Source organism: Pedobacter sp. PF22-3, assembly GCF_026239555.1.
Classification (GTDB): domain Bacteria; phylum Bacteroidota; class Bacteroidia; order Sphingobacteriales; family Sphingobacteriaceae; genus Pedobacter.
In genome coordinates this window covers 67,808-83,102 of record NZ_JAPIVP010000003.1, presented here as the reverse complement: position 1 = coordinate 83,102, position 15,295 = coordinate 67,808, and the positions used below count along the sequence as shown (strand labels likewise).

Here is a 15,295-nt window from a genome sequence, read left to right as displayed (position 1 = left end):
TTATTATCTCAGCTGGAAATTAACTTAGCATTTTATTAAATTTTGATAAGCAATTAACATATTAAGCTTTAAGATAACATAGCTTTAGGAATATCAACTAGTATTTGTCTTTTGAAGATATCAAGTCTGATCAGTACAAAATCTTTTTTATCAACTTTCACTACTTCACATTGCAAGCCCTTGAACTGTCCGTGTACTATAGTTAAATCCTGACCAACCTCAAAACGATCGGATGTTACAGATATATCGCAATTCTGTTGCGTTATAATATGGAGGTTATCAATTGCGGATTGGGGAACAATGGCAGCGTCTTTTCCAATTTTAACATAGTTGACTACAGTATTTAAATCTAAAATATCCAGGTAGCTTTTTTTATCGGGTGGCTGGACAAAAACATATGACGGGAAAAGTGGCGTATTGTTTGTTTTTCTGCGATCATTTGAGGTACGGCTTTCATTTTTCATAGGTAACAAATATTCCACCCCAAGCTCACCAAGTTGTGAAGCTGCTTTCTTTTCGGACTTCGGTTTTGTATAAACAACATACCATTTCTTTGCAATTACACTCATAAGTAACTATTGAAATTTTAACAACTTATATCATCATTTTTCAATTTCTAAATTACTTTAAATCAGGCATTAAAAAATATTGTTAATTGCAAATTATACGAAATATACTACAAGCTATGTAATTTTATAATTTATCGATGTAAAAACAATTTATATATTAACCATGTTTATTTCTTGAATTTTTGGCGTAATTAAATAATAACATTTTAGTAACATAAATTATACAAAAAAGCTTGTAAGAATTCGTAACCTGTACTCATTGTTATCGTTTATTTTTAAGATAGGTTTAAGCGGATATAGGTTACATAGGCCAATTTAATTTACAGATTTTTGTAAAAAAAGTCAGCTAAACCTTTTATTAAGAAATTGAGACACTAATAATACATAAAAAAAATGATGCCTACCTCTTTAGTTGTAAATTTGTTATTCAGAATACACTGTTTAAACATACAAAATTATAATTTATTGAGCGGGTTTTATTATCATCGAAAAACCATATAAACATGAACTATTTCCATATTAACAATAAAAAATAACAAGACAAAATGAATTAAAATAAAGACCTGTAAAGCAAATTTTATTTACGATGTTAAACGTTTTAATAAATTTATGATAAGATCCTGTTACATCATTGATGATGAACAACACGCTATTGAAATTCTCTCAGAATATATAGAGCAGACACCCGGACTTCAGCTGATCGGAACGGAAACCAATCCCTTGATGGCGTTAAGTAAAATTTCAAAACAAGAAATTTCACCAGATATTACATTTCTAGATATTGATATGCCTGAACTTTCGGGTATTGAACTGTCATACCTGATCAAGGATAAAACAAATATTATTTTTTCGACCGGTTTTAAAAATTATGCCCACCAGGCTTACGATTTGAATGCTGTAGATTACCTGCTGAAACCATTCAGGTACGAAAGATTTCTTCAAAGCCTTAATAAGATTTATTCCAAAGGTAATTTAACAACCACCGTACCTCAAAATAATTTTAAATTTATTGAATTTGAAAATAACAAGAATCGCTTAACAATAAATACCGAGGAGATTACACATATTGAGGGTTTGAGCAATTACATCAGGATACATACGCAATCGGAAAAATCATATACAATTTATACCAGTTTAAAACATATTCTTGAAAAGTTACCACCTCACTTATTTTTTCGTTCGCATAAATCTTTTATCATTAATTTAAAGTTTGTGGAAGTGATTATTGGAAATGAAATTGTGATTAAGGGCAATCATACTATTCCTATTGGTGGATTTTTCAGGAAGGATTTGATGGACAATGTAAGCTAATGATTTGATTTTGATTTAAATGCTGGTTAGCGGCTTATCTGATAAACCGAGCCATTTAAATGATTATTTAATCAAGAGATTTTATACCGCTTGTAACAGTGCCTGATAATTTCAGCCATCTTTTCACAATGGTCGAATAAGAAAAAATGATTACCTGGAAGTACTTTATAATCAAATTCTGCTGTGGTAAATTTGCGCCAGTTACTTATTTCTGAAACTGTATCTTCCTCGCTGCCCATTATGGCATAAATCGGCGTATTCACAGATTTTATTTGCAGGGGGTGTTTCTGAACAACTTCAAAATCTGCTCTTAAAATTGGTTCAAAAAAGCCGAACAATTCTTCATGCTCAAATATTTGTTCAGAAATACCGCCCAATTTTTCCAGTTCAGCCCTAAATCCGGGGGGATTAAGTAAATAAGTATTTTTCTTCTTACCCGTGCCTGGGCCGGCATTGCCACTCACTACAGTCGCTATGGGAGGTCTGCCGATATTTTCGAGCATTGCGGCCAATTTTACTGCCAGTGATGCGCCCATACTGTGTCCAAAAATTAAATATTCTGTAACCTTTGGCTTAGTTAATATTTGAAAAAAAAGATCCTCCGCCGCAGATTCGAAATCCTTAATTAAGGCTTCGTTCATCCTGTTTCCTCTTCCCGGCAATTCGGGCGTTACCAGGTTAAAATCTTTTAAAAAAGCACTGATCGGATTAAATGAATAAGTATTACCACCGGCAAAGTGCAACATAAAAATAGTGGGTTGATCTATTTTATTCATTTTAATATTTATGAAAAGTTATTCCGGCTAATGGATAAAAGTGGTTTATTCTGCTCAATTTTGTGAATATAAATCATCATTAATACGCGCATTCCAATCCATCCATTCGGCTGCATTTATCACACACGCAGCTACAGGTATTGTAGCATAGTCAGCTTCGGAAAGAATCTTATTATATTTAACAAAAATACCTGCCGTATTGCGGTTAACAGCCTCCGCTCCTATACCACTTGTAATGAGTTCCATCACCAGACGCTGTAGAAAATTGTTATAACTGCTGTCATCTTCATTCCAGATTTCGAGCTGCATCGACCACCCTTTTAAATGCCAATAGGCATGTAACTGTATCATTTTGGCCACTACTTCTATATGGTCGCAGCTATGAATGCGCAATATTATAAGTGGCTGTTTATCAAAGCTGGGCTTATAGTCAAACATGAAACCGGAAGATATATTTCCAGCCCTCAAAATTTCAACAGCCAGTAAATTACATAACTGCAAATCGCTTTCTACCGCGTTAATACGCTGCAAAACGACCAGATTATTCTGGTATACCTCAGCTATAAGATTTCTGCTGAAATCTGGTTGCCTGCATTGTAAAATCAATGCCAAACATGCCATTCTACTTTCAGCAACGCCCCTGCAAACCGTTAATGTAACCTGTTCACCTGCCTTCAGCAATAACCTATACTTTATTGCAGAAGCATTGAGCAGTTGGACATTGTCGGTATCTGAAAGAAATAAATGAACACTATCTGTTTCGCAAAAGGTATTCAGAATTTTTCCAGTGTGCACAGTTACAGTGTGAAATGTCCATGGCTGCTGCTGATTTGGTGGTAGAAACAAATTACAACTGATGATCGCCTGTCCATCATGAATCACTTCTTTATGAAAAAATGGAACGATACTGGTTTCGCGGCTACCGGCAAGTTCCATGCCCAATTCACATATATTCTGCAATTCTATGGTTTTAGAATATGATGAAGTGTTTTGAATTTTCAAATGTCTTACTTCAATATCAATTTCTGGTGCTACAATAATATGCGTGTGGATTTCAAGGTCATTATGTTTTTGATATACATCTGTATAGCCTTGGTTGAAGGCTAAAATCTTTTGATCATCTTTGGCAGGCAGGGAAACTGAAGCAATAAAGCGTGTATCATTTTCTAAATCATTTATCACACAACACATGCCTGCATCCGGCACTTTTTCGCCAAAGCTTCTTGAACGTAAGTTCGTGCCCCAACGGCAAAAATTATTTTCGCCCTCACCAAGCATTAAATGATAACTACCATTAGAAAGTAAATGCATCTGTGGTTTTATTGTAGCTTTGTTTTGACCTGCCTTTGAACCATCTGTTTCGTGAGGCAATGCAAGCTCTGGCATTTTTTCTGAATGACCATCTATTTCTGCATCCTGCAAATAAGAAGAAATGTCTTTGGGCAATCCTTCCTGAAGCAGTAGCATAGATGACTGGAGTTCTGGGTCATTCATGAAATGTTTCTGCATAGGCTGGTTCAGTAAAAGGTAACCAAAAGCCAGGAAGCTCATTCCCTGATGGTGTACCATATAGGATTTCACAATTTCAGGTGCACTTTGTCCGGCAACGTAAGATGTATAATCAATGGCCTCATACAAGCCATAACGACCTTCAAAGCCATAGGAAGAAAGATTTTCGAGATTTTGACAGGCAGCCTGCGGTGCCAACATGAGTGCCATAGCAGATGCATATGGCGTAATGACCATTTCATTGTTCGTGTTATTGTGCTTAAGACTAAGGCCTGGTACACCAAAAACTTTGTATTGGTAATTGTCATTATTGTCCATGATGCCATAACATGATTCGGATATACCCCATGGAATACCATATTTATTACCATAATCTATTTGCTTTTGGATGGCAGCGTTGCAGGCGTGGAGAAGTAAAGAATGTTCGAATGCCGGCATTACGAGTAATGGCATAAGATATTCAAACATTGTACCGTTAGCCGATAATAATGTACAGGTATTTTGGGTATTAACCAGCGGGCGTCCCAGTGAGAACCAGCTTTTAACCGGAAGTTTATCCTGGCAAATACCTATAAAAGCTGCAAGTCTTGCTTCAGAAGCCAGTACATCATAACAGTCCGTATCCGCACACCCTGATTCTACATGATAACCTATGGACAATAAGTGTGCTGATTCGTCGTAAACAAATCCATATTCCATGATGGCATAATCCACGCAGTAATTCATAATTTCTGCTATTGCCTGTAAACGTTTGGTTGCAACTTGCTTTGCCTGCAGCCTGCAATTGTGTAATGCCTGTAACCACTCGTCTTCTGCTTCGTTGCCCGTATTTTCTAATTGCACCTCATATGCTGACAGCTCATTCAGTACCGGAAATGCCACAGGAATAAGCTGTTTGTATTTTTCAGGTGCAGTAGGCAATTGAAGCCAAGGTGCAAGCAATAACATTTCTTCACTGATATCATTACATTGGCGATTGAGGACTTTCCACCAGTAATTTGTTTCCTCAGACTGCTGGGCCTGATTGTAAGTGTGCCGGACATATTCCAATACCTGTTGGAGATATTGAAAGCCTAGTTGCAAATTGATGATTTGTAAAGGTTCATCTGGTAAAATAAAAACATCATCCTGTTTTGAACCTGAGTGCTCCTTAAAAGCATCGTTTAAGATCCCTATGGTTTCATAAAGCCCTGTAAATAAGACTTTACTAATTACCGGCTGATTGCACAATGCTTTGATTCCCTGTTTAAAAACGTATAAATGTCCGGCTAGATTTCCGCTATCTACTGTAGATACGTAACGGGGTGTAGCAGGCATTAATGTTTGTGTATTATACCAGTTATAAAAATGGCCTTTGTAACGTTCAAGCTTACCCATGGTCTGCAATGTACCCGTGGTGGTTTGCAAAAGCCGTCCTTGTGTGATATAGCCAAAATCGTTTGCTGTAATATATGATAGTAATGCAAGACCAATGTTAGTGGGTGATGTATATGCTGCATCTTTCGGGCTTGGGTATTCCTGGTAATGATCGGGAGGTAACCAGTTATGTGCTTCATTTACAAACTCTTCGAAGTAGGCAGATGTTTTTCTGGCTATTCTCCGAATAAATGCTTCCTGTGCTTTGGTCAATATAATACCTTTTTTAATATACGAACGGTTCATATACCAGGCCATAGCGGGGCTGAGTATCCAAAGTATGAGCAATGGTGCGGCATGCCACCATGATTCAAGATTCAATGACCACAATGCAAGCCCGATCATTATGGCCACAACCGGTGCTGAAAGCATACGTAAATAGGTATGGCCAATACTGGTATCATGCGCTTTTGAATGGCTGTCTGAAGCAGTCCATTCCAGCATTTTTTTATGCGAAAAGAGCATCCTCCATCCAGTTCGCAATACTATGGCATCGAAAGCATACCAAGCTTCATAAGGTAGGCAAACAAGACTATATATTCCTATAAAAAAGCGACCTGATGCTTCTTTAAAAGCGTTTCCCCAGTGCTGGTAGGAAATTAATCTGTCAGGCCTTTCGGATATTGTTTTCGTTACAATTAACATTCCCGGAAACAAACTGGGAAGTATCATAATCAGTGTCCAGTATAAAGGGAATTGTAAAAGTAACCAACCCAATACCAACAAAAAGACCTGTGCAAGGGGCACAAGGCTATTTCGAAGATTGTCAAATATTTTCCAGCGGGATAATGCGGAGAGCGGGTTACGGACTTTGGTTTTACCATTGGCATGAGGAACATGTAAACCAATCCAGGAAGCAATTTGCCAATCACCCCTAATCCATCGGTGACGACGCCTAACATCACTCCAGTAATCTACAGAATGTTCATATAAAGTAACATCGTTAAGCAGGCCAGAACGGATGTAACAGCCTTCGATCAAATCATGACTAAGCACTCTATTTTCTGGAAATGCATCATGTACAACTTTAATTACGGTATCGATATGGTAAATCCCTTTCCCAACAAATGAGCCTTCGCCAAAAAGATCCTGATAAACATCTGGTGCTGCATAGTTATACGGATCTATATCGGGCATTACACTGTGCATGTGCTGGTAGTAGGAATCACTCATGCCGCGAATATCCAGTCCAACCCTCGGTTGCAGTACCCCATAGCCAGCTGTAATTCTTTTCTTTTTTTCGCTGTATACGGGCGCATTTAATGGATGTGCCATAGCGGCGATCATTTTCCATGCGGTATATCTTGGCAATTGTGTATCTGAGTCTAAAGTAATGATGTATTTTACATTTTGCAATAAATCTGTACTGGCTGATACATATTCAAAATGCTGTTCACCATATCCTCTCAAAAACTCATTTAGTGCCAACAATTTACCTCTTTTCCGTTCCCAGCCCATCCAAACACCCTGTTTTGCGTTCCATTGCCGTGGCCTGTGGAAAAGATAAAAGTGTTTACTACAATCTGTATTATATTTAGCATTTAATGCATTAATACAACTTTTTGCTTTATTTAGCAATGCAATATCTCCAGGCATTTCCGCGGCATTGGCGTCAGCATAATCGGTTAGTAGGGCAAAACGAATATTTTCATCTCTGTTTCCTAAAAATCTAACTTCTATACCAGAAACCAGTGATTCTATAGATGTTTCACTGGTGAGTATAGCGGGTATTACCACCAGCGTTGCGTGATTGGATGGTACGCCTTCTGAAAAGTCTAATCTGGGTAAAAACGATGGTTTAACTGTTAGCATGGCTATGGTATCTGCTACAAGTCTTGATATCCCCAACATCATTATTAACAGTAAGATTACCATTAATGTCGCTGGCCATGCTTTTATATGATGATGATATAATGGTATGCTTACCAAAATGAGCAGCAGCAAAGTAAATGCTAGGATAATTCCCAAATAAAAGTTAAATGATATTTTCGTTGGTACCTGTTTTGAATTTTTTCTGCAGCGATTGGGAATTTCCAATGTCTTTTCGAGCTGCCCGCGACCTTCCCCCACCAAAAAAAAGCCTACATGTGCAGCAGGAGTATCGGGCGGTGCCTGCAGGGAAAGCGTCATAACTTTTTGTGCTACTTCCAGTTCTGTTCGTTTCGATAGCCTTGCAACATCACCTATTGCGGTAAGATAATTTTCACGGGTGTAGAAATCCATCAGTTGATATACACCTGCAGGATCTTTATTTAACAGGGGCTCTATGATATTAACCTGATCAATAAACTGATGCCAGTCTATCGTATCAAGTACCCGCAGGCTGCTGGTTATATTCCTGAACATAACCTTATCTGCAGTATCATTTGCTGTTTCTGCCCCGTCTTTCGGGGCTATACCCAAAGCGCTGGCAGACATACGTAGGGCTATGCGCTGCAAATGATCAATCAGCACCAGTTTTAACATTCCTCTGATGGCCTTCAAATCTGCTATATGCAGGTCCATAACCTGCTGGCAATCGCCAACCAGTGCCCACAGGTTAGCAGCATCAAGTTTTGCGCTGGTATGCTGCACAAGCCAGTTACATAGTGCATATACCCGGGGTACGTTACCAAGCATGGGATGATTTACACCTGCCAGGTCATTTTCTGCCAGCAGCAATAATCTGTTCGTTTTATGTATCTGATCCCGGATGATATTATAGGTGGTTTGCAGCAAGTCACGACTTTGAAGAGCCTGTATATTCTGCTGATCAAGCGCATTTAACAATTCATGGGCCTCTTTAAGTACCTGCGCATATGCGGAGAGTATTTTGGTAAGCTGCTTTGTAAAATTACCTGCGATAACGGGAAGTTTTCCAATGGCTTCAGGATTTAAGGTAATATCACCGCTGGGATGATTTAATGGTACATCTGGCCCGAGATAAATCTTATTCAGTTGCTGTTGTAAACTCTTTTTACTGGATAAAGGCTGTAAAATCCCTGTAGAAAAATTATGCATACACAATCAATTAAGCATTGGTTTGATCTGTCAATAAAACAGCATCAGCGGGCAAGCCCATACGTGTTTTGAAAATTCGGCCAATTTCGACGGCATGATCGCCATCTACCATATTATGATGAGTACCCGGCACTTCATAAACTTCCACCTTACTGGAAAACATATTCCATCCAAGGCATTCGTCCGGGTTTTTTACTTCATTATCCATTGCTTTAAAAACAATTACACCAGCATTTATGGTCCCTTCCGGTACATATTCCATGGTATCGTTATAAATCCTGATATTGATCAGCCTTTCCACATATTCCACAATTTTTGTGGTATGGGGCATGTGCTTTATAACGGTTTCAGTAATAAACGGCAACATTTGTTCGAGCGGACGGTTTTGTAGCTGTGCACTTAAATTAAGGGCCCAATCCGGATAAGGGGGACTTAGGATTTTAAAACTATCGAAATAATCGATGGCGAGCCCCATAACAATATCAACATTGTTTACCTCAACAGGTACCTGCTGCAAGCCGGAGAGCCCGATAATCTGCTGATCCAGTACCGCAATAAATTCAATCGATTCGCCTTCGCGTTCCAGCTGCCGTGCCATTTCAAAAACAACATACGCACTAAAAGAATGCGCTATAAAACGATAAGGACCATGCGGCTGCAGACTTTTTATCCATTGAATATTCAGGGAAGCAATTTCAGGTACGGTTTTAAGCGGGGTTTCACCTTTTTGTGTGCCCATCATTTCCAGGCCATACACGCTGTATACATCGTTCAAACAATTTGCAAGTTCCTGGTAGGCACCGCTTTTACCACCCGAACCAGGTAACATAAAAATCGGCCTTTCTTTTTCCGGCTGGTTTAGTAATAACAGGTGGCTGTTGAGCACTTTTTCAGGTTCTTTAAAGCCGCATAAGTTTTCAAAGGGTTTAGGCGTTTCAACTGCATCATCCATAAAACCGAATTCGCGGTCGTAATACCTGAAATATTCGAGTAAATGCGCTTTATTGGCTTTAATCTCTTCAATCAGTTCTTCAGTTACCGTGTATTTTTTTGGGTATTTTACCAGCAGCTCGTCATCAGATAGCGATATTCGGATCCCTTGTCTTCCGTACCTGGTCAGCAGGTCGAGCACTTTAATCAAATCTATAGCAGGCATATTAGTGTTGGTTAATTTCAGGTACAAATGATTCAGTGAATACTTCTGTGTTGGCCATTTCAAAAATGGACATGGCGTGATCTATAATTGCAGGGGTAATAATTAAAGCAGGCAGAAACCGGATAACGTTATTATAATGCCCGCCTGTTTCGAACAGCAGGCCATTTTGAAGGCACACTGAACGGATCTTTTTCACGGTAACCGGATCGGGTTTTTTGGTGATCCTGTCTGTAACGTATTCTATTCCGATCATTAATCCACGGCCCCTTACCTCGCCAATGCCGGCTACTGATTCACTCAATATCCGGAGTTTGCCGAGCAAATATTCGCCCATTTCCTTTGCATGGCGGCCTACATGGTATTCTTCTATAAAGTCGAATGCGCCATTACCGGCAGCAATGCTCACCTGATTGCCCCTGAAAGTTCCAATATGATCGCCCGGCCCCCATGATTCAATATTCTTTTTATAAATAATGGCAGATATCGGGAAACCGACCCCGCCCAATCCTTTAGACATGGTAATGATATCGGGGTATACACCGCTTTGCTGAAAGGCCCAAAAATCGCCTGTTCTGAAAAAACCGCTTTGCACTTCGTCGAAGATGACTACGATTTCATGTTTACGGGCAATTTCTACAATACCTTGCAGGAAACCATCTTCAGGCACGATTGATCCACCTTCACCCTGTATAGGCTCCAGGATAATGGCAGCGGGTTTATCATGACCAGAATGGGGATTACTAAGCAAATCTTCAAGATAATCCAGACAGCCAGGGCGCCCGGATGAATCCTTTTGAAAAAAGGAACGATAGCTGTAATTATAAGGGATAAATGTTATATTGGGTACCATGGCATGTAAACGTGAGCGCAGTTTTACATTGCTGGTTGCCGACAGGGCGCCGGAAGTCATACCATGATAGGAACCCTGAAACGCAAATATGCCCTCTCTGCCGGTAAAATGTTTGGCCAACTTTATGGATGCCTCCACCGCATCTGAACCACTAGGCCCGCAAAAGCTTACCTTATACTCATCGCGGATCGCTGCCGGCAACTGGTTTAAAATTTTCTGTACCAGCTGCATCCTGTTTGCTGTCGGAAAATCAAGTGCATGTACTAGTTTTTCCTGTTGTTCCCGTACATAGCTTAATACATATGGGTTGCTATGGCCCACATTCAGTACCCCTGCACCGCTGAAAAAATCAATAAACCTGTTGCCATCAACATCTTCAATAATGGATCCTTTGGCATGCGAAATGGCAATAGGCATGGCAACGGGATATGAAACAATACTTCCCTCATGGGCACGTTGGAAATCCAGTAATGACCTGGATTTTTCGCCGGGGATTGACGGAGACAGTATCCGTGCATTTTCTGATAAATGAAATTCTGTAAATTTATTCATGATTTATTGGCTCAGGTGATTTAGTTAGTTATTATTTTTTTGAATGCGCAGGCAACCAGCCGTCGGTTCCGGTAACCTTTTTCAGATAGGTCAAGAAACGCTCTGATTGTTTATTTTAGAGAATGCCTATCGTTTTTTAGGGGCTCTGCACATAACTTTCCAGCTGGCCCTGATTCATTTTCAATACTTTATCTGCCACATCGAAGTAATGATCATCATGGGTAATGGCGATTACAATTTTACCCTTTTTCCTCATCTCAGGAAGTAAGGTACGGTAGAAAAAATAGCGGTAATCGGGATCCTGATCAGCTGCCCATTCATCAAACAGGTATACCGGCGAATCTTCCAGGTAACATTGCAGCAGTGCGAGTCTTTTTCGCTGACCGCCGGAAAGTGCAATGGTACTGTACATGCTATCCCTGATCGTAACCTTATCGTGCAGATCCAGTAATTTAAGGTACCGGCTGATCTCCTCTGATTTAGCTATGGTATCGATATTATATAATTTTTCGAAAAGATGGACCGGGCTAAATACCGCAGAAAAATATTCGCCGATTACGGCAGATGACACGGGTTTATCATTGATCTTCAGGCTGCCCTCATCGGGCTCATACAACCCGGTAAGCATTTTGGCCAGTGTTGTTTTACCGCTGCCGTTACCACCAATAATAAAAAGTATTTCACCTGCCCCGGCTTTCAGGTTTATCGGACCAACGGTAAAGGTGCCTGCCTCACTTTTATATTTGAATTTCAGGCCATCGGCTTCTATACTGCTGACTGCAGATTCCAGTTCAGGAACTTCTAAAAGGTTAAGATTGGCCGGAATCTCTTTTGAAAACTGCTTGATCCTGTTCCATGCTATCCGTAACTGCATTACCGCCGGTACTGAATTGAGTATACCGTTTACCGGCGCAATCAGGTAAAGCAGGATAATCACAAAATTCATGATGGTGTAAGATGGTATACCCGGGAAAAGCTTCGGAAAAGCAAATACCACTACCCCCAGGGAAATAAACAGTACCGATTCTCCTACCAAGTTAACATCCACAAAACGTATACCGGCAAGGGCCACCTTATCCTTGTACTCGGTGGCACAATCGGCCACATCATTTTTATATTGCCTTTTTTTATCCCTGTGAAGACTGATTTCCTTAAAACCGTCTATCATACCATTTGTAAGGCGTATAAATACATTCCGTGCATCCCGTGCATCCTCGAAATAGGAATTCACTTTTCGGCTTACCGAATAATATAAAAGCATGATAATGCTTAATAATGCTATGGTTAACACGGCAGACCAAAACGCAATTGTAGCCAGGTATATAAAAGCGCCAACTGCTGTGATGACACTCGAAACCAGTGTCATAAATACATTTGTGGATTCACCTATGGTATTCAGGTCATCGTTAAGCGCGGTATACACCCGGCCGCGATCGATTTTTTCAAATTTCTGGTAAGAGGTTGAAAACATCTTTTCTATCAGTTTTATACGCAGTTCATTGGTCAGGTCTCTCGAAAAACGGATCAGGTTCGTTTGTACAAATCTTCTTCCGAACAAATACAGGCCGATGGTTAACACATAATAAAAAATAAGGTATTTTAATTCTACTTTGCTGTCCAGTGAGGAGGTAATGATGATGATGATTGCCATATTGGCCAGGCCGGAAAGGATGGAAAGCAAGAGCAGCATGGGCGCAATACGTTTCAGGTTGTTTTTCTCCGGGAAAAGCAGGCTTACCCCGTATACCAGGTAACTGAAGGCCATGGCAACAATAATCATGTAAAGGGCTACGGGTAAACTCACCGGCGACCATACTAATAAAGCATGCCATGAAAAACCAGTTATTGCTTTGGGCAACAGATATATACCAGCTAAAAAAGGACAAAAAACCAACAGCATGGAAAGGAGTTGCTGCAGTTTCTTTACTGATAAACCTGTATATGTTCTTGTGCCTTTAAGCACGGCAGCGATGATGATGGCCAAAAATGCCAATACCGCCAGCAGGTAAACACCAATAACTATGGCAAAAAGTGAAAAGCCCTTGTCTAACCCATCACCTGTATCATACTCTTTAGGCATTTCCTCGCCGTTAACGATCCGCATTACCCTGTCGCCTATCACTGCGGTGAGGTTACTGTTGGAATTGGCCAGTACGGCTACCGCGGTTTTATTATCCTGCCTGAAAGTGGTATAGGAAGTGAAGTTTGGATTTAACCCATCATGAAAGATCTCCCGGTTTCCGTTTAAGGATACGTGCCAGCCCATGGCATAAGCCGACATGGAATGTAAAGGCACGTTTTCATCTCGCCGGTGTGTAATTGCAAGGGCACGGTTAAGCAAAGGGCTGGATACCAGCCCCATTTGGAACTGCAGCCATTTGGCTACGTCAATGGCATTTGAAACTACATATCCTGCTGCATTATTACCGCGGAATAAAGGTGAAGGATAAGGTCTTGGCTTAAAAAAACCATTTTTATAACCGGTAGCGGTTATTACTTTTTCAGGTTGTAAACCAATTGTGGTATGGTTTAAACCCAGCGGATTAATGATCTGCTGCTGCAAATAGTTTTCAAATGGCTGCTTGGTAATCACCTGGATAATGAGGGCTGTAACATCATAGTTAATGGTTGCATACTCATATTCTTTACCAGGCGAATGACTGAGTTCCTGACCCTGAAGCTGCTGCACTGTAAGTTCCAGGGCATCAGGCTTGTTGGTTTGCGGAATTTTAGAGATTGTATTCCAGGGCAAACCGCTGGTATGGTGTAACAATTCGCTTATCGTAACATTAGCCTTTTTATTTTTATAATTTACATTCCACCAGGGCAGGTAGTATTGCACATTGCTATCAGGATGCAGCTTGCCTTCTTCTATCAGCCTGGCAGCTGCCAGGGCGGTAAAAGCCTTGCTGCATGATCCAAGTTCAAATAAGGTGTTTGAATTTACAGGCAGCTTTTTTTCCAGGTTGGCATAACCATAGCTTTTGATATACTGCTTATCTCCCCTGATTATCACGATACTTAACCCCGGAATGCTTCCCTGCTTCATCAGCTTCAGTACTTTTTGATCAACCTGGCTGAAGTTAAAAACAGGAGGCTTTTTTTTCTGAGCCATCAGTGATGGGTGCATCAGGAAGAGTGCAATTAAAAACAACATCATCTTTTTCATACTCGTCGTGATAGTTTTCTGATAAGGTGTGAAGTACCTGCATAACAGCCCAAAAGTGGCATAAAGAAGGTATTGATATTTAATGGCCACATGCCTTGTTTATAGAGTGCACGCACAAAATAGTTTGAGAAATCTCCAAGTATATGCAAGGGGCTTTTCCAGCAAAAAGCTACTGTAAAACCAACCTTTCCATCAACCGGAACCACCACATGGTGCCAGTAAGGAGGAATGTAAAGTGCATCACCTTCCTCCACATCTACCAGGTAGGGATTTATATCATGCTGTACATTAAAGGGTTCATTGTTTAAATAGTTTTCCTGGTTAAGGTATTTTGTAATGTAGGCCGGTTTTGGTATTTCAGGAGATAACAGTGCAACACGCTTGGTTCCATTTACTTGGCACATCAGGGTTTCATCTATTCCATGGTAGTGCCAGCCCGTGGCGGCTCTCCTGTACGAAAAGAAGCGCATGCGTTGATAATATCTCGGGTTTTCAGTTTCGGGTAAAAAAGTGAACCCGGGCATATCTGCTTTTATTTTAGCAAATCTTCCATTTTCTGTGATATGTTCGGCCGGCAGGCTAACCGTATCCTCATTATCACTAAACAGCCGCTCAATAGCTTTATGAAACGGCATGACTTCCTTTCCTGCGTCTTGTCTTTCATGTGTGTTGAAATTCTGATGCGGATAAACATTGATATCAAAATTATCGCATTGACTTAACCAGTACTCCTGATGTTTCCATTTTTGTACTGCCGGCCAATGAAGGACTGCATTTTTTACCAGGCATGGTTTATTCCTCGACACCCATTTTTCTATAAATTCCTTTTTCGTAAGGTTTTCGGCGTATACCACCGGAACAGCAAGCGATTTGCTTATACCTGGTATAAACGACAAGAAACGGTTCATCACAGGTATCATTTCATCCTCAATAGTTTTATTTTCTAAGAGATCATTCATGAATAATAGGTTTAAATGGTTTAGTTTG

General features: G+C 40.1%; 8 protein-coding genes. 1 reads left to right on the top strand and 7 read right to left on the bottom strand.

Annotated features, from left to right (window positions below):
- Positions 1 to 68: 68 nt before the first annotated feature.
- Complete coding sequence (gene nusG, locus OQX63_RS05270; protein ID WP_265849839.1) at positions 69 to 569, bottom strand: transcription termination/antitermination protein NusG; 501 nt, start codon at positions 567 to 569, stop codon at positions 69 to 71.
- A 609-nt stretch (positions 570 to 1,178) separates the two neighbouring features.
- On the opposite strand from nusG, the gene OQX63_RS05265 reads away from it, so the two are divergent.
- The gene (locus tag OQX63_RS05265) at positions 1,179 to 1,880 is read left to right on the top strand and encodes a LytR/AlgR family response regulator transcription factor (RefSeq protein ID WP_265849838.1); all 702 of its coding nucleotides are present in this window, start codon (positions 1,179 to 1,181) and stop codon (positions 1,878 to 1,880) included.
- Between the two features lie 71 nt (positions 1,881 to 1,951).
- Here the strand turns inward: OQX63_RS05265 and OQX63_RS05260 are convergent, their stop codons facing one another.
- The 6 genes from OQX63_RS05260 to OQX63_RS05235 all read right to left on the bottom strand — a co-directional run bounded on the left by OQX63_RS05260 (position 1,952) and on the right by OQX63_RS05235 (position 15,267).
- Complete coding sequence (locus tag OQX63_RS05260; RefSeq protein ID WP_265849837.1) at positions 1,952 to 2,656, bottom strand: thioesterase II family protein; 705 nt, start codon at positions 2,654 to 2,656, stop codon at positions 1,952 to 1,954.
- 54 nt (positions 2,657 to 2,710) lie between these two features.
- A complete protein-coding gene (locus OQX63_RS05255; RefSeq protein ID WP_265849836.1) occupies positions 2,711 to 8,581 on the bottom strand; it encodes a glucoamylase family protein in 5,871 nt (1,956 codons plus the stop codon).
- A gap of 10 nt (positions 8,582 to 8,591) precedes the next feature.
- Positions 8,592 to 9,737 (bottom strand): thioesterase domain-containing protein, encoded by a 1,146-nt coding sequence (locus tag OQX63_RS05250; protein ID WP_265849835.1) that lies wholly within the window; start codon positions 9,735 to 9,737, stop codon positions 8,592 to 8,594.
- Between the two features lies 1 nt (position 9,738).
- Positions 9,739 to 11,139 carry an aspartate aminotransferase family protein gene (locus OQX63_RS05245; protein ID WP_265849834.1) on the bottom strand — a complete coding sequence of 467 codons (1,401 nt, stop codon included), beginning with the start codon at positions 11,137 to 11,139 and terminating at the stop codon, positions 9,739 to 9,741.
- A 136-nt stretch (positions 11,140 to 11,275) separates the two neighbouring features.
- Positions 11,276 to 14,308 (bottom strand): cyclic peptide export ABC transporter, encoded by a 3,033-nt coding sequence (locus OQX63_RS05240; RefSeq protein WP_265849833.1) that lies wholly within the window; start codon positions 14,306 to 14,308, stop codon positions 11,276 to 11,278.
- The gene (locus OQX63_RS05235) at positions 14,305 to 15,267 is read right to left on the bottom strand and encodes a cupin-like domain-containing protein (protein WP_265849832.1); all 963 of its coding nucleotides are present in this window, start codon (positions 15,265 to 15,267) and stop codon (positions 14,305 to 14,307) included. The genes OQX63_RS05240 and OQX63_RS05235 overlap by 4 nt, the downstream gene beginning before the upstream one ends.
- Positions 15,268 to 15,295 lie beyond the last annotated feature (28 nt).